The sequence below is a fragment of the Bacillus sp. RC251 genome, from assembly GCF_044908765.1.
GTDB lineage: Bacteria > Bacillota > Bacilli > Bacillales > Bacillaceae_G > Bacillus_A > Bacillus_A wiedmannii.
This window is the reverse complement of the sequence record NZ_JBIYDP010000001.1, coordinates 747,681-771,471: the sequence shown is the minus strand read 5'-3', so window position 1 is coordinate 771,471 and position 23,791 is coordinate 747,681. Positions and strand designations below refer to the sequence as shown.

Here is a 23,791-nt window from a genome sequence, read left to right as displayed (position 1 = left end):
CTTTATTTCTATATTCTAACCTTTTCTACCGCTTTTATTTGGCGATACTCTGGTTCCCAGATTGCTTCTTTCACTGCAATCTTAATATCGTTATCACTTAAGTTCTCTCTAGCAACACCTTCTGCAACAGCAACTTTCGCTACTTCAATTGCAACCATTTCCGAGATATTACGTAACTCTTCAACCTCTGGCAAAATAGGTGCTCCTGGCTGACTTGTGTCTACCATGCTTGCAACTGCTTCAGCAGCTGCTGCGAACATTCCATCCGTCATGACGCTTGCACGTACAACAATTGTTCCAAGACCAAGACCTGGGAAAATAAGTGCGTTATTTGATTGTCCAATCACATACGTTACACCGTTGTATGTAACCGGTTCAAATGGACTTCCTGTTGCAACTAATGCTCTTCCTTCTGTCCACTCGATTAAATCATCTGGTTTTGCTTCAGCAAGTGGCGTCGGATTTGACATCGGTAAAATGATTGGTCTTTCTGTGTGAGAAGCCATTTCTTTAATAATCTCTTCTTTAAATGCACCTGCAACAGTTGATGTACCGATTAAAATTGTCGGTTTTACATGTTTCACAACTTCAGCAAGTCCGATCACATCATTTTGCTTCCACTCATTTACTTTCGCTTCTTTTCTTGCATATGGAATTTGGAAATCAAGAAGATCTTCCATATTATCTGTAACTAATCCGTTACGATCAATACACCAGAAACGCTTATATGATTCTTCTTCTGACACACCTACGCGGACCAAAGCATCTCTAACTTGATCTGCAATACCGATTCCAGCCGTACCAGCACCAAACACAACAACGCGGTGTTCACTTAATGGTACACCAGAAGCTTTCACTGCTGATAACACAGCAGCAAGTGAAACTGCACCTGTACCTTGAATATCATCATTAAATGTACAAATATCATGACGATATTTATCTAAAATTTTTCGTGCATTTCGAGAGCTGAAGTCTTCCCAATGTAAAAGTGCTTTCGGGAATTGTTTATTTACCGCTTGTACAAACGTATCAATAAATTCATCGTAAGCTTCACCAGTTATACGAGGGTGACGATTTCCAATATAAAATGGATTCTTTAATAGTTCTTCACGATTTGTACCTACATCTAAAATTACCGGTAATACACGACTAGGATCGATTCCAACTGCGGCCGTATAAACAGCTAATTTTCCGATTGCGATGTTTATACCACCAACGCCCCAGTCACCAATTCCAAGTATGCCTTCTCCATCTGTAACAACGACTAAATCAATATTTTCTGCTGTTGCACCGATATTGGCGAAAGCTTCTTCAATACCCGACGGATCGTTAATTGATAAATACACACCACGCGGTTTACGGTATTCATGACTATATCTTTGAATCGCTACACCAACAGTTGGTGTATATACGATTGGTAACATTTCACGTAAATGATTTGTTAATATACGATAAAATAACACTTCGTTTCGATCATGTAACGCTGTTAAGTATACATTCTTTAATAAATCGTCCGGCTGAGAACAAAATTGTTCATACGCTCGGCGTGCTTGTTCTTCTAATGTTAAAACCGCTGGCGGTAATAACCCTTTTAAACCTAATTCTTCTCTCTCTTCTTGCGTGAAAGCGACCCCTTTATTTAAAAGTGGTGTTGATAATACTTCTACTCCTCTTAATGTCGTTTCTAATGAACCATTAGAAGCTACTGTAAACTTACTCATAACATCCCTACCTCTATTCATATATAGCATTTCTATATTGTAAACAAAAAAGAGGGGATTGTCCCCCCCTCTTCTTTTAATTTTTCTTTAAAAGAGTTGCTCCTGCAATCCCTGGGTGTGTCATTTCGAATGGATCTAGAATTAACTCTAAGTCTTCTTGTGACAGTACACCGTTTTTCACACAAAGTTCTCGAACGGATTGACCTGTTGCAATTGCTTCTTTCGCAACGCGAGCTGCTGCTTCATAACCGATATGAGGGTTCACGGCTGTAATAATTCCTACACTCTTCTCAACATACTCTTTTAAGCGATCTTCATTCGCTTCAATTCCTTTTAAGCAATTATCTGTAAAGGCACGGAAACCGTTATTCATAATGCTAATAGATTGAAGTAAGTTGAAAACAAGTACTGGTTCCATAACGTTTAATTCTAATTGTCCTGCTTCTGAAGCAAGGCAAATTGTATGGTCGTTACCAATTACTTGGAACGCAATTTGATTAATTACTTCTGGCATAACAGGATTTACTTTCCCTGGCATAATAGAAGAACCTGGTTGACGAGCTGGTAACATAATTTCTGCTAAACCAACACGCGGACCTGATGCCATTAAACGAAGGTCATTCGCAATTTTAGACATATTCATCATACATACTTTAAGTGCTGCTGATACTTCTGTGTATGCATCCGTATTTTGCGTTGCATCTACTAAGTCTTCTGCACCAACAAGTGGTAATTCACTGATTGCAGCTAAATGTTTTACAACTGCTTCAATATATTCTGGATCTGCATTTAAGCCTGTACCAACTGCAGTTGCTCCCATATTTACTTCATATAGATGTTGACGTGATTGCTTGATACGTTTCATATCACGTTCAAGTACGCGGGAATACGCTTTAAATTCTTGTCCAAGACGAATTGGCACAGCGTCTTGTAAATGTGTACGACCCATTTTAATAACATGATCGAACTGCTCTGCTTTTAATTCAAATACATCATGCATATACCCCATCGTTTGTAATAAACCTTCTAATGCGTTTAATGTTGCGATATGAATCGCCGTTGGGAATGCATCGTTTGTTGATTGCGCCATGTTTACATGACTATTTGGACTAATATAATGATAGTCTCCCTTTTCCATTCCTAATAATTCAAGAGCACGATTGGCCATGACTTCATTTGCGTTCATATTCATTGAAGTACCTGCTCCGCCTTGGATTGGATCTACGATGAAATGATCATGCCATTTTCCATCAAGAATTTCTTGAGCAGCTTCTGCGATCGCGCCGCCCTTGCTCAATTCCAATCTTCCTACATCTGTATTAGCAAGCGCTGCAGCTTTTTTTACAATTGCGAACGCTCTAATTAAACCTTCATGGATTTTATATCCTGTAATTGGGAAGTTTTCAACTGCACGCATTGTTTGTACACCGTAGTATGCATAATTCGGTACTTCTTTTTCACCTAAAAAATCTTTTTCAATTCGAACACCATTTTTAACTTCAGTTAATGTTGCCATGATTATTCACTCCTTAACGATTTCTTATGCTGCTTTTGTTTCTTTGACTGTTTCTACATATTGTTTTGCTTTCTCATCATCGAATTCGCCTTCCCACTTCGACATAACAATGGCCGCTAATGCATTTCCTAATACATTGACAGATGAGCGAATCATATCTAAAATGCGGTCAATTCCCGCAATTAACGCGATACCTTCTAGTGGTAACCCCATTGAACCTAACGTTGCTAATACAACAACGAAGGATGCACCTGGAACTCCCGCCATACCCTTGGATGTTAACATGAGAACGAATAATAACGTTATTTGCTCTGTCAGTGACATGTGCACACCGTACATTTGTGCAACAAACAATGCTGCTAACGCTTGATAAATAGCCGATCCAGTCAAGTTAAATGTATAACCTGTCGGAATTACGAAAGAGGCAACTGCCTTTGGACAACCGAATTCTTCCATTTTTCTCATTATATTAGGTAAAACAGCTTCTGAACTTGCTGTCGTAAATGAAAGAATGAGTTCTTCTTTTAAAATTTTCATTAATGTAAAAATGTTTACGCCAACCATTCGTGCATTAATACCTAATACAATCACAACGAATAGTATAACAGTTACGTATACAGCTAGCACTAGTTTTCCTAAAGGAAGTAGTGTTGCTACACCAAATTTTGCAACCGTAACCGCAATTAATGCGAATACACCAAATGGTGCAAATTTCATAACTTGATTTGTAACCCAAAACATCGCTTCGAGTACACCTTCAAAGAAGTTAAAGACAGGCTTCCCTTTTTCCCCAATTGCCGCAACTCCTAAACCGAATAATACGGAGAAGAAAATAATCGGTAATAAGTCACCTTGTGAAATCGATTCAAATACGTTTTTCGGTACAATATGAACAATCGTTTCTGCAAAGCCTTTCTTCTCTGTAGCATCTGCCGTTTGTTTATAAGAAGAAATATCACTTTGCTGTAAATTACTCATATCAACGCCAGTACCTGGTTGGAATATATTCGCCGCAAGTAATCCCATTAAAATAGCAATCGTCGTAATAATTTCGAAATAAAGAATTGTCTTACCACCCAGTTTCCCAAGCTTCTTCATATCTCCTACACCAGCTACTGCAACAATTAATGCTGAAATAACAATCGGTACTACAATCATTTTAATTAAGTGAATAAATATATCCCCAATTGGTGTGATATAAGAAATCGCCGTTTTATTGCCATAAAAGACTGCCCCTACTACAATCCCTAGAACAAGCGCGACAAAAATTTGTGTTGCCAATCCGAATTTTTTCATTTATGTTCATCCCCTTCATGCGAACGCTTTCAATTTGAATTTATAAAAGCTACTCACACATCTTATAAGCGAACCTACAAAATCATACAAAAACCTACAAGTTCGTCACGAAAAATTCGAAAATTTTTCTTTTCTTTTTCATTGACACCTTTTTATTAAAAAGAGATACAATATACTTGATAAGTAATCAGATTGTTTCGTATAATCAAAAAGATATACACTTACAATAAATCGAAATGAAAAGGAGTGGATGGTATGAAAAATTATGTACAAAAATTCGTCCTATCTTCTTCTTTTCTTTTTCATTTTCTTAAAAAGGAACAAAGGCATTTGCCTTTGTTCCTTTTTTATTGCGATCTATATAGGAGGAATTGTTATGAAGCCATATAAAAGAGTATTAATTAAATTAAGCGGCGGCGCACTTGCTGATCAATCCGGAAATAGCTTTAACTCCAAAAGATTAGAACATATCGCAAACGAAATTATATCCATTATTGACTTAGGTATCGAAGTATCCATTGTCATCGGCGGCGGTAACATTTTCAGAGGTCATCTAGCTGAAGAATGGGGCATTGATCGAGTAGAAGCTGATAATATCGGTACGTTAGGTACAATCATTAACAGCTTAATGCTTCGCGGCGTCTTAACAAGTAAAACAAATAAAGAAGTACGCGTTATGACTTCCATCCCGTTTAATGCAGTAGCAGAGCCTTATATTCGCCTCAGAGCAGTACATCATTTAGATAACGGTTATGTTGTCATTTTTGGTGGCGGTAACGGGCAGCCGTTCGTTACGACAGATTATCCAAGTGTTCAAAGAGCCATTGAAATGAATAGTGACGCAATATTAGTCGCAAAACAAGGAGTCGATGGCGTCTTTACTAGTGATCCAAAACATAATAAATCAGCAAAAATGTACAGAAAACTAAACTATAACGATGTTGTTAGGCAAAACATTCAAGTCATGGATCAAGCCGCTTTATTACTTGCTCGTGATTACAATTTACCAGCACACGTCTTTAACTTTGATGAGCCGGGGGTTATGAAAAGAATTTGTTTAGGTGAGCATGTAGGGACTTTGATTAATGATGATGCTTCATTGCTTGTGCATGAAAACTAATTATCTCTCATTAAAAAAGGGTGTCTATAAAAGACACCCTTTTTCATTAACCTTTATAAATAAAAATCCACTAATCCTGCCACTTTCTCCTTACAACGCTCCCAAAACGATAACTTCTCAAAAAATTGTTTCGTCATCTCTTTCGAATCACGAAAATCTTTTGTTAATGCCTCATTCACTTCTGATACGATAGTCCCACCGTGAATATACAAATTCATCTCATCGTTCATATAAAAGCTACGTGCAGTCATGTTCGTTGTACCGATAACAGTTAGTTCATTATCAATTAACATTAACTTCCCATGAAACATTCCTTTTTTATAACCATATACTTTAATTCCATTATTAACAGCTTGACGAATATAAGGATATGCTGCCTCTTTAATGAGAGGAATATCTGGTTTATATGACCAAAGTATTTTCACTGTAACACCACGTTTTTGCGCTTCAATTAAAGCATTCATAAATTCTTTATTTTTCGCTATAAAATAAGGTGTTGTAATTACGATTGAATGCTTCGCTTGTTGTATTAATTCGATATATGTTTCAGCGACGTGATGTCCATTGTAGCAAGCCATCGTATGTAATGTATTCCCTTTACTCGCTTTATTCGTACTTCTCTTTATATGTTCTTTCGTATCTCGTTTCCAATCTAAAGCAAATTGTTCTTCTAAATCTTTTGCTCCTTCCCCTTTAAGCCTCACATGATAGTCACGCCAATATCCAAATTTTTTATCTTTCCCCAAATATTCATCCCCTATATTAAAACCACCTGTATAGCCAATCTCTCCATCAATCGTCGTAATACGGCGATGATTACGATGGTGAAGTGAATAAAATCCGAATGGCAATTTAGGTTTTCTACTATATGTAAAATGTACACCACTTTCCCGCAATTCATTTATCATCTTGCTTTCAAATGATAAATCATTAATGCGATCAACGGATAAATAGACGTTTACTCCTTCTTTTGCCTTCTCTTTTAATAAGTTTAAAAAAGTATGGCTACTTTTATCATCCGACAAAATAAAAAAGTACGTGTAAATAGATTGCTTCGCTTCCCTTATATCAGTAAATAACTGTTTATAAAATGACTTCCCTTCTACATATAATTGAAAGTCACTATGATGAGGAGTGTACTCTGTCGGCATATTTTTCCCGGCTTCCATTTTTCTTCCGAGCGTAACGTCAATATGCATCCAAATCAATATAAAAATAGCAATCGCAATAATAATAGAAGTAACTCGCAATATTTTTTTAATCATTTTGATTTCCTTCCGCTCATTTTCTTTCTACCCTTCTATTTTGTCATTCCAATTTAGATTTCATGCTTCATACAAAAAAGGATGTGACTTAACGTCACACCCTTTTCATATTAAACAAAGTTTCTCGCATCATTATTTCTTCCAAACTTATAAATAGCAATTAAGAAGAATGCAATCGCAAAGGCGAATAAAATTAAAATATTTAAATACAACTCAGAGAATGGAATTCCTTGTTGTAGTTTTGATACTGTGTCTAATAGCCATCTCTGTGGAAGAAAATCAGCTACTTTTTGCACTGCTTTCGGCATAATATCATACGGAAAATAGCATCCAGCGAGTAAACATGTCGGTACAATGATCATATTTTGCAGTGCGTTTGCCGATGCTGAGTTTTTCGAAAAAGCGACAAGCACTAACGATATTCCAATCGCTATTAAAGCAAATAGCATGAGTACACCAATCATCACGATGAAAGGCATATTGATATTTATATGAAAAACATTCGTTAGGAATAAGATTGTAATTAGAATTTGTACTGTTAATAGCATCATATTTACCCCGATATTAGATAATATGAACTTCTTCCCATCTATCGGCGTTGATATGAGTCTAAAATACGTTCTATTCTCTTTTTCTTTTAAAATCTGACCAGATAAGTTCGCTGCTGAAAACAACATAAACATAATAAGGTAACCCATCGTTTGGTTTGTCATATCTTTATTTTTCGAAGTATCTTCTAGCGTTTCAGTTTTCATTTTAAATGCACTTTTTTGATACCCAGCGTACATATTATCAAATGCACTTTGATCTGTTCCTGCTACTTTACTAATAGCTGCTACATTATCAATATAATTGTATAAATATGATTTTATAAATCCTGTTACTTGATCACCTTTAATCGATGAAATTTCAATATGATTTGGTTTCCCTTCTCGAACACTTTTTGCAAAACCAGAATTTAATGTAATAACTCCATCAAGTTTTTTGGAAGTGAGTTTATCTTCTACTTCAGATTCTTTAATTTTACTTACCTTTACATGATTTAATCCTTCTAAAAATTTCACCGTATCATTTGCTATAGATTGATTTTCTTTATTTATAACCCCGATATTTAACGTCCCTTGCCCCACATTCCCATACATTGAGAAGGAGATTAATGTTCCGATTATCGGCAAACTAATAATAATGAATAACCCTTTTTTATTTTTCAAAAGTACAGATAACGTTTTTTGTATGAGCCATAAAATATCTTTCATACTATAGCCCCTCCCGTCTACGTAATGCAATAATCGCAATTAATAAAAAGAGTGCCGAAATTCCAAGGTTTAAACATATTACTGGCAATGCTGCTCCTACATCATTTGCATAAATAATTTTCATAACAGCTGTGTTCGCCCACGTTAATGGTGATAAATTCGTAACGAAATTTTCTTCTATTACGAAATATGCACCACCAAAAATAGAAGCTAATTGCACTACTACCATAATAATTGCTCTTGATGATTCCGGTGTTTTTGTAATATATCCGATTCCTAAACCGAAACTAATTGCTAAGAAGACTTGTGTTAATAAAATAATAAATATGATTCCAAGATGGTCACCCCAATTCGCTTGAAAAACAAATTTACTAAATAACATGACGAGTAATATGCACAGAGCATTTGCTACTAGGCTACCAAGTACTTTTCCAATGAATATTTCAGCCTTACTTATAGGCGCAGCAATGAGGCGATCTCCTGTTTTACGTATTCGTTCTCCACGAATTAAAGAACTCGCTCCCATCGCAGCATATAGTGCAATCATCGTCGTCATTACAACCGCATAGTAATCCATAGAACCTGGCTTTTTCGCAGCTTGTAAAGATGTTTCTTTTATATAATCATTATGATTTCCGCTTGAAATAACCGCGCTCACCCTACTAGGATCAACTTTTGCAACTTCGGCCGCTACATTGTACTTATCAATAAATGTTGTAAGCATGCCTTCCACAATACTTCCCTCAATACTACTTTTGTCACTTCCGTAAAATTTCGCACCATTTTTATTTAATTCTACATAAGCAGCATATTTATTTTGCTTCACTTCTTCTTTCCCATCTATACTGCCGGAAGCTTTTTTAAAATGAATACCCGATTTATCGACTTCTTTCGTAAATGCTTCGAACGATTGAGAAAACGTGCTACTCGCTTCATCTTTGTAGAGCACTTGTATATCTTTAATCGATTGACTATCGCTATCAAATGCATTCGTTAATGCTGTTCCTAACACAAGCATAAGTACAATCGGAAATGCTAACATAAAAACTAAAGTTCTTACGTCTCTGAAATCTCTTTTAATATGCATAACTGCAATATTGAAGATGTTCAATTGATGAACCTCCCTTTACCTTTTCTTCATTTACCTTTTATTTATCTCGTAAGTTTCTTCCAGTCAACGTAAGGAATACTGTTTCTAAGTTCGGGGCCTGCTCCTCTAACGAACGAATTTCAATGTCATGATTAATGAAATGCTGAATAATTTTATTTAAATTATTTACTCCTGCATCCGAGTTTACCTTGATTACGTTCTCTTCAACTTGAACAGCTTTCACACCGTTTATCTCTTTTAACTTTTCTACATCTAAATTTTCTACTGACTTCACTTCAACCCAAATATCTTTCGTATCAGTAATAATCGCTTTTAACTGTTCTTTCGTTCCTTCTGCAATTACTTTACCGTGATCTACAATTGCTATTTTCGTACAAATCTCTTCTACTTCTTCCATGTAATGGCTCGTGTAAATAATCGTACTTCCCATTTCATTTAATTTTCGAACAGACTGGAGAATATAGTTTCTTGACTGCGGATCAATCCCCACTGTTGGCTCATCCATAATAATTAACTTCGGTCTATGAGCGATTGCGCAAGCGATATTCAATCTTCGTTTCATCCCGCCAGAAAAGTTTTTCGGGTAACTTTTATGCTTATCACTAAGCCCTACAAATTGAAGTGCTTCCTCTACTCTCGCTTTTAGCTCAGCTCCTCTTAACCCATACAGTCCAGCAAAGAATTTCACATTTTCATAGGCAGTTAACTCTTCATAAATCGCAATATCTTGTGGAACGATACCGATATTCATCTTCGCAAACCGATTATGTTTCTTTATATTTTTTCCTAATATGCTAATTTCGCCTTCATTACTTCTTAACAACCCGGCAATCATATTTATCGTTGTACTCTTACCAGCACCATTTGATCCTAAAAAGCCAAATATCTCTCCTTCTTTAATAGATAAAGACATATTATCTACCGCGATGAAATCACCAAATTTTTTCGTTAAATTTTTAATTTCTAATGTATTCATCATTTCACCCCTATTTCGGTTTCTCTGCTTTTAGTATAAACAAAAAAAATGAACCTGCTCAGTGCAGAAGTTCATTCTTTTCACATGAGATTATTCACTTTTTTCATATGAGATGATTCATCTTCGTCCCATTTTCTTATATCGGCAACAGCATCGTTACTGAAAAGCCACTTGTTCCATCTACAATAATTTTTCCGTTTACTGATGCTGTTCGCTCCTCCATCCCCATAATTCCGAGACCTTTCTTAACGAGAGCTGCACCTTTTCCGTTATCCTTCACTTGTACTTTCACCATCTTGTTAAGTACATGAATATCGATTGAAATGACTGTCGCATCAGCATATTTCATCGCGTTCGTTAGTGCCTCCGTAACATTTTCACCGATAATCTTCCACTGAATCGGTGAGATCATATCTAAATTCCCTTTATATACGAAGGGGATATTTATATCATGCTTACCGGCAAATTCCTCTATGAATAATTTCATACGATGAATGCCAATTTGCTCCGTTGGTGGCTTCATATTTTTTAATGTAACTCGAATACTTTCAATTCCATCTTTCGATATATGAATTGCATTTTGTAATAACTCGGCAGATTTTTCTTTATCTATCCCCATTAATCTCTTTGCTGCTTCCATTTGAATTAGCGCCCCTGTCATCGAGTGACCAATTTTATCATGAATTTCTTGTGATAACCGATTTCTCTCTTCTAACTTAAATGTGTACTCTGATTGCTTTATGTACTCTTTATTTTCATGTAAGCTTTTCGACAGCCGCTGCATATCTTTTCGCATCTTATCATTTTGTGATTCAAGCTTTAATACACGCGATATATACCGTTCTGCCATAGTTAATACGATAAAAGAAAATGTAGCAATTAATCCATATGTCATTCGAATACTTTCTTCTGTAAAGATAATAGGAATCATCATAATGATAAAGAGCTGCCATTTCTTCTCTATATAACGAAATATAACTTCATATAAGTTCAATGGTAAAAATAAAATAAAAAATGGATGAACCTTCCATGTAAATAATATAACTATGCCAATTGACAGACTAGATAATATGTTTTTGTACGTATCTTGTTTAAATATAGAGATCAGCACATTTACAGAAAGATATAAAAGCAAAGTAAGTATAATCCACGGTAAGTTCACAACATTTAAATAAATGTAACTAAACACAATATATATGAAGACAATTAATTTACTTACAATTAACCAAAATTCCATATCTTTAATCTACTTTCCCTGTTAAATAATAAATCGCAATTTGTGTGCGATGTTCAAGTCCAGTTTTCCCTAAAACTGATGTAATATAATTTGCAATCGTTCCTTCTGATATGAAAAGTTGCTTTGAAATTTCTTTATTCGAGAAACCTTTCGCAATTAATGCGATAATACTAAGTTCTCTTTCTGTAAAAAGACTTGTATCTATTTTACATTCGTCCTCTTTGCTTTCCATTAAATTGCTCTTAATTTTATCAAGCACTACATCTTGCATAACAGTTTGACCGTTATATACTCCTTTTATTGCATCACGAATACGCTCTGGATCATTATTTTTTAATAAATAACCTTTCGCCCCGTTTTTTACTGCGTCCAAAATATATTCATCATCATCGAACGTCGTTAAAATTAGCGGTTTCGTTTTCGTCCCTTCACAAATGAATTTCGTTGCCTCTACCCCGTTCATATTTGGCATGCGGACATCTAAAAGAGCGATATCAACGTCGTTCTTTTTGCAATATTCCACTGCTTCTTTCCCATCATTTACTGTATCTACAACTTCGAACTCTTCATATGTATTTAAAATAATTTTCATGCCTTCTCTAATAAAAGAATTATCATCTGCTATTAATATTTTAATTTTCATGTTTGTTAGTATGGACCTTCCCCTACTAATATTCACATCCTTTCTTCACGTAACATTTCCTACTTGCTCATTATATACTTCTCTTTACCATTTTTTCACACCTTTTTTCGTATAGCTTCCTTCCTAAAAATATATTATTCTTTTTTTACAACATGTGTAGGGTGACCGATCATTTCTTACGTCTATATAATAGAATGCGTCAAAAAGGAGGGAGAGACCCATTGAGGAAAAACAATTAATTGAAAAAGCACAGCAAGGAAGCGAACACGCTTTTCGTATCCTTGTGCAAACATATCGTCATTATATTTTTCAAGTTATATTTTCTATTTTAAGACATGAAGAAGATACGAAAGATGTTACACAAGAAGTATTCGTAAAAATTCACGCCTCTCTCCCTAATTATCAATTTCGCGGATTAAAAACTTGGATGGCGCGTATTGCCACCAATCACGCTATTGATTATAAGAGGAAAAAAGCTAGAGAAAATGAAGAACTCTCCTTATGTAAAGAAACTGAGGAAAATATAAAATCCTCTCATAACGTTGAGGATTTATTATTGACGAAAGAGCAAAAATTACTCATTGCTCAAAAACTGAGAGAACTTCCCGAAAATTACCGTGACGTCGTTCTCGCACATTACTTAGAAGAAAAAAGTTATCAAGAAATTTCTTTACAGGAAAACATCGAAGTAAAAACAGTCGAAATGAAACTGTACCGGGCAAGAAAATGGATTAAAAAACATTGGAAGGAGGAAGAGTTTCTATGATGCATTATTCAAAAGAGGATTGGCACAATTATACTTTAGATTTTATAGAAAGCAATGGACGTGAATCTATGGAAGAACACCTTTATGAATGCGATCATTGTTTAGCACTTTATATGGAAAGTATCGATGAACAACATGAAAACCTTCCAATGATAAATGATGATTCATTTACGAACGAAGTTATGACGCAAATTAATTTTGAAACGCTACAACCTAATGAAAATATAAAAACAAACTCACTAAAGCGCACCATTATTCACTACATAATTGCGACTGCGGCTACAATTATTTTTATGGTAAGTGGTTTATTCCAGTATATTTTCACAGCGACATCAAATTTCGAGAAATCTTCAAAACATAACGAGTCTTCTATCTCACAACAAATTGTAAACAAATCGGTCGACACATCAAAAAAGGACGGAGGTTCAAAACATGAATAAAAATCCCTTTTTAGCACTTGTATTAGGGCTAATTCCCGGGCTTGGACATTTATATTTAAAGAAATTTGGACGGTTTATTTTATATAGTGGAGGGGCTGTATTTCTATTTATCTTTGCAGCATTTTGTACAATAGCATTAGGTGCGCGTGATATTGCTTTTCTTTCTCTATTTTTACTAGTCGTCTTATGGACAATCAATTTATTAGATTTAGTTATCACTATTATTAACCAATCGAAAAAACAAGCAGCCGGAGAATTTACAGAGTCCTCTAAAGAAAGCGAACGATTTTATATCATTCTTCTATCAATCATCCCTGGACTTGGACATTTTCAATTAGGACTTATGCAACGTGGACTTACATTTTTAGTAGCTTGCACAGGAATCGGAAGTATGATTATATTCGTTGCACTTTTAACATCGCAAGAAAGTTTCCTTATCTTCCTTATTACATTACCTGTTTTATGGATTTATAACTTCTTTGATGTTGTTCAACAACTACAGAAAAAAGAGCGCGGAGAGCAACTAGATGATCGTACTATTTTCGAAGATTTTGAAGAACATCGAGAACAAGGAAAGAAAAGTAAAACATTTGCTTCTATTTTAGCGATGTTCCCTGGAGCAGGACATATGTATTTAGGTTTACAACGTCGTGGTCTTCAGCTTATGGCAGCCTTTTTACTATCAATTTATTTACTCGACTTATTAAGACTTTCTGCGTTTTTATTTTTAGTACCAATCATTTGGTTTTATAGCTTTTTCGACGCTTTACAGCAAACTGCAAAGTATGGAAAAGAACGTGTACATGACGAACCTATCATTGATTATTTTATCAATCATCAAAGATGGATTGGTATCGGATTAATTGCTTTAGGTGGTTATTATTTATTAAATCAAACAGTCCTTCCTATTTTGAATGATTATTTTGTAACTATATTTAATATTCATCTTAGCGAACTATATTATCGCTATTTCCAAACATCTATCGTTGCACTCTTCTTAATTGGTGGCGGCTTTAAATTGTTACTTGGAAATAAAGAAAACAAAGGTGGGACAAGCGAATGAGGACTTGGCGTGTTGGAACATTCTCAATGGGGCTTTCTATTATATCGTTAGGATGCTTTTTACTATTTTCAGTCGTAAAAGGAATTCAAGTATTAGATACACTAACTGCATGGTGGCCGGTTTTACTTATCATACTTGGAGCTGAAGTTTTACTATACCTTCTATTCTCTAAAAAAGAGCAATCTTTTATTAAATATGATATTTTTAGTATTTTCTTTATCGGCGTTTTAGGAAGTGTCGGAATTGCTTTTTACTGTTTATTATCAACTGGATTACTAGAAGAAGTTCGTCATTCTATTAACACAACGAGGCAAACGAGTAATATTCCAGACGGACAATTTGATATACCTGAATCTATCAAAAAAATCGTAGTAGATGCAGGACATCAGCCTCTAACGATAGAGGGAAATAATACAAATCAAATTCATCTTTTGGGAACTTATGAAATGACGACGAAAGCAAATGAAAAACTCAATTTAAAACGAGATGATTTCCTTTCCGTTCAAACGGCTGGAGAAACGATGCATATCACATTAAAATCATTACCTGTTCAGCATACGTTATTTAACTCGGCACCACAGGTGAAACCAACGCTTGTTCTTCCGCAAAATAAAAATGTGGAAATTCGTGCTTCAAATAACGAGCTATCTCTTTATCCAGGTCAATTACAAAACAATTGGTTTGTACAAGAAAGCTCAAGAGTGTCTGTACATCTTGCAAAAGAGAGTGATGTATCTTTAACAGCAGTAACGAATCAAAAAGAAACACACGGAAGCACACCTTGGGAACAAGTAGAAGATTTAACGAAAAAAGAAAATACTTCTTCAGAAGAGCATCCAGAATTAAACAACCAAGAACATTGGTATAAAAATTCGATTAAAACCGGAAATGGGACGTACAAGTTAAATATTGAGAAAGCTTACAATTTAAATATGAGCGTTATTGAAAAATAAGAAAAACCTTCCGCAATTGCGGAAGGTTTTTCTTATATAATCGCTTTAATTCCTTCTAATACTAATCCAATCATAAATCCGCAAACCGCCCCGTTCACTCGGATCCACTGCAAATCTTTACCGACGTTATTTTCAATCATTTCAATTAACGTTTTATCATCTAACTTATCAAGATTTTCTTGTACAAGTTTTCCGATTTTCGAATGATTCTTTTCCACAAGTGTGACAACTTGTTTTTGTAGCCACTCTTCTATTTTTTGAACAGTTTGTTCATCTTCTTTTATTTTATTCATTTGTGTTTGTAAAAATGGAATAACATACTTATTCGCAAATTCTTCATTTTTCACAAAAGTAATTGCCCTTTGTTGTACTTGCTCCAGCATCTCTTTAATTTTGTCAGTAGCATCCCAATTGGCAATCCATTTTCCTTTCCAATTTTCTAATTCTTGTAGTAACGCTTCATTTTCTTTTACATTTATAATTTCTTGGCGAATGTTTGATAAGATAAGTTGTCTTGTGCTATTATCTGCATCTTGTAAGCTGTTAATATTGCTAATAATAAATTTCTGCAAAATGCCGCCAATTTTATCTTCATCTACAATATTCATAAACGATTTTAAAGTAAACTGTAAGAATCCATCTACTTTTATATTTTCCATCGCCTTCATACCTAAACTTCCGAGCTGGTAACGCGCTTCATCTTGCGCTGTCCAATCTTTCACTTTCACTAATATGTAATCAAGTGTTTTTTCATCATATTCTTGCACAACTAACTGATCAACAAGCACTTGTAAAATGTTACTTGTATTAATTGTATGCAAATACGTTTTTAATTCTTTTTCAATAATAACCGCTAACTTTTCCGTATCTATTGAAACAATCGCTTTCTCAGCAATCGTTACAATCCCTTTCTTCACAGCATCAGACTGCATTTCTCTCTCAGCAATTTGCAGCACCATTTGTGCTAGCTGCATGTCTTTTACTTTATTCGTAATACTTTCTTTCGTCAGCCACTCATTTTCTAACGTATGAATAAGCCCTTTCGTTACTCGTTTACGATTTTTAGGTAATAACGCTGTATGAGGAATTGGAATTCCCATCGGATGACGGAATAATGCTGTAACCGCGAACCAATCCGCAAGTCCACCAACTAATCCAGCTTCAAATCCCCCTTGTATAATCTCTCCAGCTACCGTTCCTTGAAAAGGGATAGAAGCCGCAAAGCCTACTCCCATAACCCCAAGCGAAATACCCGCTATATATTTAGTCTGTAATGACATCGTATACACATCCTCTTATTATGTAAAATAAAGCTTTTTTGTTATGTTTATTTGATATTAATTCTTTATATCTATACTATAATGAACTAATGCGAAAATAACAAAGAATTTATAATAATACATATGTCATATAAATAAAAAATGAGGCCACAATTAGCCTCATTTTTCTAATATTGTTAATGACTCACCTGTTTTATAATACCCATTCATCACATCTTCTGGAACCATACTACCGCCAGTTCCCCACACAATATGAGTACCTTTTTTCATCTTCTCTGTTAACTGTCGCTTTTGTAAATACTCATCTTCTGTACATACTTTCACTGATCCTATCATGCCCGCTAACGCAGAAGGCTCTAAATAAATATTTTCCGTATCAGCTAGTTCTTTTAACAATCTATACAACTCTTCATCACTTACTGTGTAATTTCCACTCAAAAATGGCTCCATCGTTTTACCGACAAATCCAGACGGTCTTCCTACCGCCAGTCCGTCCGCGTCTGTTACATTATCAATCCCTATATCTTGAACGGCAATTTTATCATGAAGTCCTGTCATTAAACCGAGTAACATACATGGAGAGTGCGTAGGCTCCGCAAAGAAACAGTGCACGTTGTCTTTATATAATAACTTTAAACCAAATGCGACTCCGCCAGGTCCGCCCCCTACTCCGCACGGAAGGTAAACGAATAAAGGGTGCTCTTCATCTACTACAATCTCTAACTCTTCTAATTGCTTTTGTAAACGCGATGCTGCTACTGCGTATCCTAAAAATAAATCATGTGAGTTTTCATCATCTACAAAATAACAGCTAGGATCTGCATCTGCTTGCTGACGCCCCTCTTCTACTGCTTTACTATAATCAGCTTCATATTCAATAACGTTTACACCTTTACTTCTTAATAAATCTTTTTTCCATTCTTTTGCGTCTGCTGACATATGAACAGTTACGTTAAAACCTAGTTTCGCACTCATAATCCCAATGCTTAATCCTAAGTTTCCTGTTGAACCTACCGCAATTGAGTATTTGGCAAAAAACTCTCTACATGTATCACTATCTAAAATGGAATAATCATCTTCTTCTGTTAACATACCATGCTGCAAAGCTAATTGTTCAGCATGTTTCAACACTTCATAAATCCCGCCTCTAGCTTTAATGGATCCTGATATCGGAAGCGCGCTATCACATTTTAATAGTAATTCACCTAATATAGGTTTCCCATAATTTTTCTCTAAAGACTGTTTCATAGTAGGTATCTTCACTAAAGGTGATTCTATAATGCCGCCCGTTTCTTTCGTTTCTGGAAAAACTTTCGCAATGTACGGCGCAAAACGCTTTAACCTCTCTTCCGCATCTTTTACATCACCTTCATTCAATGGGGAATCTTTTATTGCCGTTTCATACTTTTCCATGTTCGGATTCACCCAAAACACTTCTTCTGTTGCGATTAATTTATTTAATAGTGGATATTCCTCTTTTAATTTCTCTATTCCCTGCATTTCTCTTCCTCCTCATAACCTTGTGGCTTACGATTCAATAAATTATAATTAAATTAATTTTAATTTAGTTTAACATAAATTATTTACTTTAGTTAATTTTAATTTAATTTATTTAAATATAATTTAATAATTAGTAAGGAGCCTTTCATTATGGAAAATATAGATATTGGTAAAAAGATTGAAAAGCAAAGAAAAGAAAAAGGTTTAACGAGTAAAGAACTAGCAACGATGGCAGGTATTACACCATCTATGTTAAGTCAAATTGAGCGTGGGTCTGCTAACCCTTCTATTCAAACATTAAAAGTACTCGCTAAAGCTCTTGATGTTCCAACATTTAGCTTTTTATTGGAAGATACAAATACAGACGATTTAATTGTACGTTCTCATAAACGAAAAAAAATGATTATCGATAATTTATCATATGAATTGCTATCACCTGATTTTACAGGAAATTTAGCAACAGCAATTATGACTGTTCCACCGAATACAGCTTCATCAGAAAATGTACTAGAACATAAAGGTGAAGAGTTAGCATACGTATTAGACGGGAAAATTACATTACATTTAAATGAAGAAGAATACATATTAGAAACGGGTGATAGCGTAAAAATACCCGCTTATTTAAAACATAAATGGGTAAATCAATTCGAGAAAAATGCAATTGTTTTATTTTCTGTTACTCCGCCGATTTTTTAATACACAATAAAAAAGATAGCCACGTACGGGCACACTCCATACGTGGCTATCTTTTTATTTTTTCGGCATCAACAAAATTCCTAAACTAATAACAAAAAAGCTCATTATTTGCTGTATTGATAAACCAAATAGAACCGAATTTTGTTCACTAACAAGCGAAATAATGATATGAGCAACCCCTTCAATAATTAGAAAAACACTTATATTCTTTCCATTTCCGAGCCTTTCATTTTTCATCCATAACAAGCCGATTATACAAAGGGCGAGGATGATCTCGTATACGAAAATAGGGTGATATAAAAATTTAGATTCATATATTTTCACACCCCAAGGCAATGTCGTTTGTACACCTATTTTGTGGTTGAATAGAAAATAAAAAATAATACTCATACATAGTCCAAAAGGTAATGCGTCAAGTAAAATACGAAGCGAAAATTGTCCCTTTTTACTTTTCCAAACAATGTATATACTCGCAATTACACATCCTGCTATAATATGCTGCATACTTCCTACAGCTAATAGTGCCTGCAATGGCGACCTAAAGGCCCATACTGGATTTAAAATTGCCGGTGCAAATTTCCATACAAATACGATGATAAGAAAAGCATTTGTTACTGCATCCATCATTTTTTCATATGGTACACTTTCGTTCTTCATCTTTCGTTTCATCAACATAAATCCAAATAAACTTCCAATTATAAGAGATACGGGTTGTAACCTCACGATCCACTCCATCAATACAAAATCCCCTCTTTAACTCTCAATTAATTTCTTAAATTTCTCTTCTAATTGATCTGGAGGTAATACGCCTCGTACTTGCTCTACGATAATTCCATCTTTATTAACAAAAAATGTCGTTGGTAACGAAAATACTTTATAATCTAATCCAGCTACTCCGTCCATATCTAGTAAAACAGGAAACTTAAATCCGTGACGATCTGCAAATGCGCTCGCTTCTTGTACTGGATCTCCAATTGTCGCATTTACCGCAAAAATTTCAACATCCTTTTTATATTTATCATACATACGAACTAAGTCAGGTGCCTCCATTTCACATGGGCCACACCATGATGCCCAAAAATTAATAAGGTATGGCTTGCCTTTTGCATCATTTAACGAATACAGCTTCCCGTCTAACCCTTTTAATGTTATGTTTGGCGCTTTAAATCCTACTTGTGGTAATACTTCTGTTTCTTGTAACTCCGCTTGTTTTGCTTTTCTTTCTTTTTCTTCTTTCTTTGTATTATAAAAATTAACCCCGGCCCAAATTAATGCCCCGGCCAGTATAATCGCAATTAGCTTCTTCACTTTTCTTCCTCCTCATTTTTAAAAGCCTGTAAATCCGCCGAATAGACGAATAAAGAATGCGGTAATTTTCGTCATTTGATTTGTATACAATAAAACCCCTGTTACAATCATCATTCCACCGCCAATTTTCATCATGACATTGGCATATGTAACGATCCATTTTACCTTCCCAATAAAGAATGCCATCACAAAAAACGGAACCGCAAACCCAAGAGTATACGCTGTAATATAAAGAAGTGCTTCTTCAGGATTTGTCACCCCAAGCATGAGTACAGCTGAAAATATCGGTCCAACACACGGCGTCCAACCCGCTGCATATGTCATACCGACTAAAATCGAGCGAATATATCCAGTCGATTTACTTCTATACTGTACCTTTTTCTCTGCCATAAGCCACTTAGGCTGAAACAAACCTGTCATAAACAGCCCCATCAAAACAATGAAAATCCCACCAATTTGTTGAATCAATTTTTGGTTAGATGAAAATGTTATTCCAATCCAGCTTACCGATAAGCCTAACGCATAAAATATAACCGAAAATCCGATCATAAAAAATACGGTATGTATGATCGCTGATTTTTGCATCATTCCACGATTTTCTTTTAAATCTTGAATAGACACACCTGTAATATACGATAAATAAGATGGATATAGCGGCAAAGAACATGGTGATATAAATGACAATACCCCTGCCCCAGCTACAAGCCAAATTGTTAAATCTGCTGCATTCATTTTACTCCCCCTAAAGCACTACAATAAGTAGTGTTATTTCTTAAAAAAAGAGGCTATATGCACTCTCCGACAATAAGTACAATCGACATACAGAATAAACCTAATGTTACATATACCGAATTCGTATGTAACGGAATATTGAGCTTAACAACTTTTTCATTTAACACTTGCTCGATTCGTAAATTTATTGCTGTTTTTGCAAATGAAGCTGTCACACATCGATTTTCCATTGTCTTTATTTTAATTAATTTTAATAATGCGCTACCTAACTCGAATTTAGATTTCATTTTTCGCATCGCATACTTATCTGCTGCTAGCTCCTGATACACATGATAGCGCTGCAATAAACCTTTTAATATCGGGATGTACACCATTCCTTCTGCTAATAACGTAAAACAAAATAATTTTAATGGATCTCGATTAGTTTGATGATATTCTTCATGGAAAATAATCGCATCCATTTCTTCATCTGAAAATGTTTGAAGCATGCCTTCTGACATGACAACTTTCGGACGAAATAACCCAATTGTAAATGCTGCAACTTCCGCGGTCGGCAATATATATATTTGTTTTCCTTTTCGAATGGAAGGGATAAGTACTTTTTGTAATTTTTTACTATAGAAAAATTGTCGCCACATTCTTTCGCACACTATGAGTACAGTAAGTAATAGTAATCCAGCAATTATAATACGAATGAGCGATAATTCCTTCATATGTTGTTCTAATTGAAACAAACAAAAATTTGAAAGAAAGAACGCCTTATTTTGAAACAGAAATGGATATGTAACGTAATACACTAACATGCTGAAAAAGAGGGTACTAACCATTACTGCTAACAATACGATTTTACGCATTTGCCCTTTCATTTCATTGATCCTCTTTTTTTAACTGATTCAATTTGTCTTCTAATTTTTTTATTAAAGTTGGATCAACCTGCTCTAACTCATCAAGCATATGATTTACAACTAAATCTCCAAATTCCCCCATCAATTCCTGTGTCATTTTCTTCGTTTGATTGGATAAGAATTCTTCTTTTGTTTGCACAGCACGATATATGCCACTTCTTTTCACAGTCTGTTTTTCTAAGTGGAATTTCTCTACTAACCTGTTCATAACTGTCATGACCGTATTAAAATTCACAGGTGATTCTTCACTTAATTTCTGCTGCACTTCTTTAATCGTAATACCCTCGGTAGACCAGACAATCTCCATAATTTTCGCTTCAAGCGGTCCAAAAAAGTGATTTAATCCTTGCTCATTTAATTTATAGTTTTGAGTAAACATAGTATGGCTCCTTTCACACTACGAATTGTAGTATAAATTAAATGAAAGGTCAAACACGAATGAAATGCACTAAAATCCACTACCTATAAATACGTTCGCCATTCCATTCATTATAATCCTAGCTTCTCTCCAAATGTTTCAAAGAGATACTGCTCTAATATTTGTACATTAAACTTCTCATTACGCCCAAGTGCAAATAATTCCCGATCTTTCGCTACGATAGTATCTAATGGAATAACGACATTATCCACTATTTTTGTAATTTCAATGATGTTACTTTTGACATTTACCTCTGTTTTAAATTCAATATTTTCTAATACGATATGTGAACGTCTTCCTGATGTAAAGAAAGTAAAGTTAGGATTTTTCACAACGCCAATTTCAGCCTCTAACGCATATAAATAGTGAAAAATTATATCTCTATGTCCATCTTTTATTATTTTTTCATCCTTCTCATCATCTAAGTATTCTTTCACTTTCGTTGCAAACTCAAATCGAAAATCCATTTTTCCACGCTCCCTCTATTCATTCTATATTAAATAAATATATTAAAATAACTTTACCATATTACGGTACAAGTTCCTATTAAAAGTAAAAAGCACTTTTAATATCCCTATTATTTCTAATTCTTTTTTAATTCAATATTAATTACTGCGTCGTTATATCAATTTAAACATATTTTTCCTATATTTTGAAACAATAGTACGAAATATTATATATCAATAAATTGTTTCTAATTCATTTTTCTATATAGTTCTCACTACCTTTACTATTCCGATATACTGAAACTATATTTTCTACTTATTCATTACATGAGAGAAGGAATGTTACTCTCTTCTATCGAATTTTTATATAACAAAAATGATTAGGTGGTGCTTTACTATGAAATTAGCTGTCATTGGTGGCGGTGATTTACAAGATTCAAATCACTCGCCTATTAATGAGCGACTTATAGAATTAACAAATAAACAGTATCCAAAAGTATTATTCATTCCTACAGCTAGTCATGATGATGAAAGCTATATAAAGCTATTTTTAGACACGTTCGAAAAACAATTACACTGTGAAGTACAAATTTTACGTACTATAGCTGATACACCTTCTAAATATGAAATAGACGAAATGATTCAGTCTGCTGATTTAATTTATCTCGGTGGCGGGAACTATATTCAAATGGTTACAGAATGGAAAGAACTTAAACTCGATGAAAAATTACTATTGGCTCTGCAACAAGGAACACTCATTGCGGGCAATAGCGCTGGTGCTATGTGTTGGTTCACATCTAGTATCCGATCAGATTATGAAGGTTCTGGTTATATAGAGTGTAACGGTTGGGGGATTGTTAACAAAAGGTTTTGTCCACATTATAATCAATTAAATAGAATGAACGCCTTCCATTCCTTTTTACAAAATCATCAAGGTAATATAGAAGGAATTGCACTAGAGGATAATTGCGCTTTATATATTACAGAAGAATCTTTTGAAATTATCGGTGAACCTGAAAAAGCGTGGGAGTTTTATATGAGCGATAACAAGCTCATTAGACAACATTTTGATATCACTTTAAAAAGCTATTTGTAAACATACACTTACAAAAAAATGTCCCTAAGTATAATAGCTTAGGGACA

At 34.6% G+C, this 23,791-nt stretch carries 24 protein-coding genes; 7 read left to right on the top strand and 17 right to left on the bottom strand.

Annotation, left to right across the window (positions count from 1 at the left end):
• Nucleotides 1-8: 8 nt before the first annotated feature.
• From malS to ABH961_RS04080, 3 genes are all read right to left on the bottom strand, one after another.
• Entirely contained in the window at nucleotides 9-1,721 is a 1,713-nt protein-coding gene (malS, locus tag ABH961_RS04090) for an oxaloacetate-decarboxylating malate dehydrogenase (RefSeq protein ID WP_141500165.1), read from the bottom strand.
• Nucleotides 1,722-1,797: 76 nt separating this feature from the next.
• Nucleotides 1,798-3,237, bottom strand: a complete 1,440-nt coding sequence (gene aspA / locus ABH961_RS04085) for an aspartate ammonia-lyase (protein WP_048543319.1) — start codon at nucleotides 3,235-3,237, stop codon at nucleotides 1,798-1,800.
• Between the two features lie 24 nt (nucleotides 3,238-3,261).
• Nucleotides 3,262-4,533, bottom strand: a complete 1,272-nt coding sequence (locus ABH961_RS04080; RefSeq protein ID WP_048543320.1) for a cation:dicarboxylate symporter family transporter — start codon at nucleotides 4,531-4,533, stop codon at nucleotides 3,262-3,264.
• A 376-nt stretch (nucleotides 4,534-4,909) separates the two neighbouring features.
• Here ABH961_RS04080 and pyrH point away from each other — a divergent pair, with 376 nt between their 5' ends.
• Nucleotides 4,910-5,653 (top strand): UMP kinase, encoded by a 744-nt coding sequence (gene pyrH, locus ABH961_RS04075; protein WP_048543321.1) that lies wholly within the window; start codon nucleotides 4,910-4,912, stop codon nucleotides 5,651-5,653.
• A gap of 53 nt (nucleotides 5,654-5,706) precedes the next feature.
• Here pyrH and cls read toward each other — a convergent pair whose 3' ends face one another.
• From cls to ABH961_RS04045, 6 genes are all read right to left on the bottom strand, one after another.
• Nucleotides 5,707-6,918, bottom strand: coding sequence for a cardiolipin synthase (gene cls, locus ABH961_RS04070; protein WP_141520075.1), 1,212 nt, complete (start codon nucleotides 6,916-6,918; stop codon nucleotides 5,707-5,709).
• 110 nt (nucleotides 6,919-7,028) lie between these two features.
• A complete protein-coding gene (locus tag ABH961_RS04065; RefSeq protein WP_404518925.1) occupies nucleotides 7,029-8,174 on the bottom strand; it encodes an ABC transporter permease in 1,146 nt (381 codons plus the stop codon).
• Between the two features lies 1 nt (nucleotide 8,175).
• Nucleotides 8,176-9,285, bottom strand: a complete 1,110-nt coding sequence (locus ABH961_RS04060; RefSeq protein ID WP_404518924.1) for an ABC transporter permease — start codon at nucleotides 9,283-9,285, stop codon at nucleotides 8,176-8,178.
• A gap of 37 nt (nucleotides 9,286-9,322) precedes the next feature.
• Entirely contained in the window at nucleotides 9,323-10,261 is a 939-nt protein-coding gene (locus ABH961_RS04055) for an ABC transporter ATP-binding protein (protein WP_001093813.1), read from the bottom strand.
• Nucleotides 10,262-10,397: 136 nt separating this feature from the next.
• Nucleotides 10,398-11,498 carry a sensor histidine kinase gene (locus tag ABH961_RS04050; protein ID WP_048543326.1) on the bottom strand — a complete coding sequence of 367 codons (1,101 nt, stop codon included), beginning with the start codon at nucleotides 11,496-11,498 and terminating at the stop codon, nucleotides 10,398-10,400.
• A gap of 4 nt (nucleotides 11,499-11,502) precedes the next feature.
• Nucleotides 11,503-12,141: a response regulator transcription factor gene (locus ABH961_RS04045; protein WP_048543327.1), complete on the bottom strand. Its 639-nt coding sequence runs from the start codon at nucleotides 12,139-12,141 to the stop codon at nucleotides 11,503-11,505.
• A 283-nt stretch (nucleotides 12,142-12,424) separates the two neighbouring features.
• Here ABH961_RS04045 and ABH961_RS04040 point away from each other — a divergent pair, with 283 nt between their 5' ends.
• From ABH961_RS04040 to exsE, 4 genes are read left to right on the top strand one after another with little or no spacing between them, the layout of a single operon-like run.
• Nucleotides 12,425-12,907 (top strand): RNA polymerase sigma factor, encoded by a 483-nt coding sequence (locus ABH961_RS04040; protein ID WP_234931839.1) that lies wholly within the window; start codon nucleotides 12,425-12,427, stop codon nucleotides 12,905-12,907.
• A complete protein-coding gene (locus ABH961_RS04035) occupies nucleotides 12,904-13,347 on the top strand; it encodes a hypothetical protein (RefSeq protein WP_404518923.1) in 444 nt (147 codons plus the stop codon). The genes ABH961_RS04040 and ABH961_RS04035 overlap by 4 nt, the downstream gene beginning before the upstream one ends.
• Complete coding sequence (locus ABH961_RS04030; protein ID WP_048543329.1) at nucleotides 13,340-14,410, top strand: hypothetical protein; 1,071 nt, start codon at nucleotides 13,340-13,342, stop codon at nucleotides 14,408-14,410. Before ABH961_RS04035 ends, ABH961_RS04030 begins: the two co-directional genes overlap by 8 nt.
• Nucleotides 14,407-15,363: an exosporium protein ExsE gene (gene exsE / locus ABH961_RS04025; protein ID WP_098080226.1), complete on the top strand. Its 957-nt coding sequence runs from the start codon at nucleotides 14,407-14,409 to the stop codon at nucleotides 15,361-15,363. The genes ABH961_RS04030 and exsE overlap by 4 nt, the downstream gene beginning before the upstream one ends.
• Nucleotides 15,364-15,395: 32 nt before the next feature.
• On the opposite strand, the gene ABH961_RS04020 is transcribed toward exsE, so the two are convergent.
• Both ABH961_RS04020 and dsdA read right to left on the bottom strand, forming a co-directional pair.
• Nucleotides 15,396-16,643, bottom strand: a complete 1,248-nt coding sequence (locus tag ABH961_RS04020; RefSeq protein ID WP_404518921.1) for a DUF445 domain-containing protein — start codon at nucleotides 16,641-16,643, stop codon at nucleotides 15,396-15,398.
• 159 nt (nucleotides 16,644-16,802) lie between these two features.
• Nucleotides 16,803-18,143 (bottom strand): D-serine ammonia-lyase, encoded by a 1,341-nt coding sequence (gene dsdA / locus ABH961_RS04015; protein WP_098080222.1) that lies wholly within the window; start codon nucleotides 18,141-18,143, stop codon nucleotides 16,803-16,805.
• A gap of 150 nt (nucleotides 18,144-18,293) precedes the next feature.
• Between dsdA and ABH961_RS04010 the strand changes: the two genes are divergently transcribed.
• Nucleotides 18,294-18,839, top strand: coding sequence for a helix-turn-helix domain-containing protein (locus ABH961_RS04010; protein ID WP_000427657.1), 546 nt, complete (start codon nucleotides 18,294-18,296; stop codon nucleotides 18,837-18,839).
• Between the two features lie 54 nt (nucleotides 18,840-18,893).
• On the opposite strand, the gene ABH961_RS04005 is transcribed toward ABH961_RS04010, so the two are convergent.
• The 6 genes from ABH961_RS04005 to ABH961_RS03980 all read right to left on the bottom strand — a co-directional run bounded on the left by ABH961_RS04005 (nucleotide 18,894) and on the right by ABH961_RS03980 (nucleotide 22,669).
• On the bottom strand, nucleotides 18,894-19,574 hold the full coding sequence (locus tag ABH961_RS04005; protein ID WP_141497535.1) for a prolipoprotein diacylglyceryl transferase family protein: 681 nt from the start codon (nucleotides 19,572-19,574) through the stop codon (nucleotides 18,894-18,896).
• Nucleotides 19,575-19,592: 18 nt separating this feature from the next.
• On the bottom strand, nucleotides 19,593-20,147 hold the full coding sequence (locus tag ABH961_RS04000) for a TlpA family protein disulfide reductase (protein ID WP_000733169.1): 555 nt from the start codon (nucleotides 20,145-20,147) through the stop codon (nucleotides 19,593-19,595).
• A gap of 18 nt (nucleotides 20,148-20,165) precedes the next feature.
• The gene (gene ccdA, locus ABH961_RS03995) at nucleotides 20,166-20,879 is read right to left on the bottom strand and encodes a cytochrome c-type biogenesis protein CcdA (protein ID WP_098080220.1); all 714 of its coding nucleotides are present in this window, start codon (nucleotides 20,877-20,879) and stop codon (nucleotides 20,166-20,168) included.
• A 53-nt stretch (nucleotides 20,880-20,932) separates the two neighbouring features.
• The gene (locus tag ABH961_RS03990) at nucleotides 20,933-21,745 is read right to left on the bottom strand and encodes a M56 family metallopeptidase (RefSeq protein ID WP_098080218.1); all 813 of its coding nucleotides are present in this window, start codon (nucleotides 21,743-21,745) and stop codon (nucleotides 20,933-20,935) included.
• 1 nt (nucleotide 21,746) lies between these two features.
• Nucleotides 21,747-22,163 carry a BlaI/MecI/CopY family transcriptional regulator gene (locus tag ABH961_RS03985; RefSeq protein WP_048543337.1) on the bottom strand — a complete coding sequence of 139 codons (417 nt, stop codon included), beginning with the start codon at nucleotides 22,161-22,163 and terminating at the stop codon, nucleotides 21,747-21,749.
• A 110-nt stretch (nucleotides 22,164-22,273) separates the two neighbouring features.
• Nucleotides 22,274-22,669, bottom strand: coding sequence for a DUF3942 family protein (locus tag ABH961_RS03980; protein WP_098047439.1), 396 nt, complete (start codon nucleotides 22,667-22,669; stop codon nucleotides 22,274-22,276).
• A 376-nt stretch (nucleotides 22,670-23,045) separates the two neighbouring features.
• Here ABH961_RS03980 and ABH961_RS03975 point away from each other — a divergent pair, with 376 nt between their 5' ends.
• A complete protein-coding gene (locus ABH961_RS03975; RefSeq protein ID WP_048543339.1) occupies nucleotides 23,046-23,744 on the top strand; it encodes a peptidase E in 699 nt (232 codons plus the stop codon).
• Nucleotides 23,745-23,791 lie beyond the last annotated feature (47 nt).

What these genes read in the sequence shown, in the direction of transcription:
- malS (WP_141500165.1), bottom strand. Translation starts at nt 1,721, where the DNA reads ATGAGTAAGTTTACAGTAGCTTCTAATGGTTCATTAGAAACGACATTA.
- aspA (WP_048543319.1), bottom strand. Translation starts at nt 3,237, where the DNA reads ATGGCAACATTAACTGAAGTTAAAAATGGTGTTCGAATTGAAAAAGAT.
- ABH961_RS04080 (WP_048543320.1), bottom strand. Translation starts at nt 4,533, where the DNA reads ATGAAAAAATTCGGATTGGCAACACAAATTTTTGTCGCGCTTGTTCTA.
- pyrH (WP_048543321.1), top strand. Translation starts at nt 4,910, where the DNA reads ATGAAGCCATATAAAAGAGTATTAATTAAATTAAGCGGCGGCGCACTT.
- cls (WP_141520075.1), bottom strand. Translation starts at nt 6,918, where the DNA reads ATGATTAAAAAAATATTGCGAGTTACTTCTATTATTATTGCGATTGCT.
- ABH961_RS04065 (WP_404518925.1), bottom strand. Translation starts at nt 8,174, where the DNA reads ATGAAAGATATTTTATGGCTCATACAAAAAACGTTATCTGTACTTTTG.
- ABH961_RS04055 (WP_001093813.1), bottom strand. Translation starts at nt 10,261, where the DNA reads ATGAATACATTAGAAATTAAAAATTTAACGAAAAAATTTGGTGATTTC.
- ABH961_RS04050 (WP_048543326.1), bottom strand. Translation starts at nt 11,498, where the DNA reads ATGGAATTTTGGTTAATTGTAAGTAAATTAATTGTCTTCATATATATT.
- ABH961_RS04045 (WP_048543327.1), bottom strand. Translation starts at nt 12,141, where the DNA reads ATGAAAATTAAAATATTAATAGCAGATGATAATTCTTTTATTAGAGAA.
- ABH961_RS04035 (WP_404518923.1), top strand. Translation starts at nt 12,904, where the DNA reads ATGATGCATTATTCAAAAGAGGATTGGCACAATTATACTTTAGATTTT.
- ABH961_RS04030 (WP_048543329.1), top strand. Translation starts at nt 13,340, where the DNA reads ATGAATAAAAATCCCTTTTTAGCACTTGTATTAGGGCTAATTCCCGGG.
- exsE (WP_098080226.1), top strand. Translation starts at nt 14,407, where the DNA reads ATGAGGACTTGGCGTGTTGGAACATTCTCAATGGGGCTTTCTATTATA.
- ABH961_RS04020 (WP_404518921.1), bottom strand. Translation starts at nt 16,643, where the DNA reads ATGTCATTACAGACTAAATATATAGCGGGTATTTCGCTTGGGGTTATG.
- dsdA (WP_098080222.1), bottom strand. Translation starts at nt 18,143, where the DNA reads ATGCAGGGAATAGAGAAATTAAAAGAGGAATATCCACTATTAAATAAA.
- ABH961_RS04010 (WP_000427657.1), top strand. Translation starts at nt 18,294, where the DNA reads ATGGAAAATATAGATATTGGTAAAAAGATTGAAAAGCAAAGAAAAGAA.
- ABH961_RS04005 (WP_141497535.1), bottom strand. Translation starts at nt 19,574, where the DNA reads ATGGAGTGGATCGTGAGGTTACAACCCGTATCTCTTATAATTGGAAGT.
- ccdA (WP_098080220.1), bottom strand. Translation starts at nt 20,879, where the DNA reads ATGAATGCAGCAGATTTAACAATTTGGCTTGTAGCTGGGGCAGGGGTA.
- ABH961_RS03990 (WP_098080218.1), bottom strand. Translation starts at nt 21,745, where the DNA reads ATGAAAGGGCAAATGCGTAAAATCGTATTGTTAGCAGTAATGGTTAGT.
- ABH961_RS03985 (WP_048543337.1), bottom strand. Translation starts at nt 22,163, where the DNA reads ATGTTTACTCAAAACTATAAATTAAATGAGCAAGGATTAAATCACTTT.
- ABH961_RS03980 (WP_098047439.1), bottom strand. Translation starts at nt 22,669, where the DNA reads ATGGATTTTCGATTTGAGTTTGCAACGAAAGTGAAAGAATACTTAGAT.
- ABH961_RS03975 (WP_048543339.1), top strand. Translation starts at nt 23,046, where the DNA reads ATGAAATTAGCTGTCATTGGTGGCGGTGATTTACAAGATTCAAATCAC.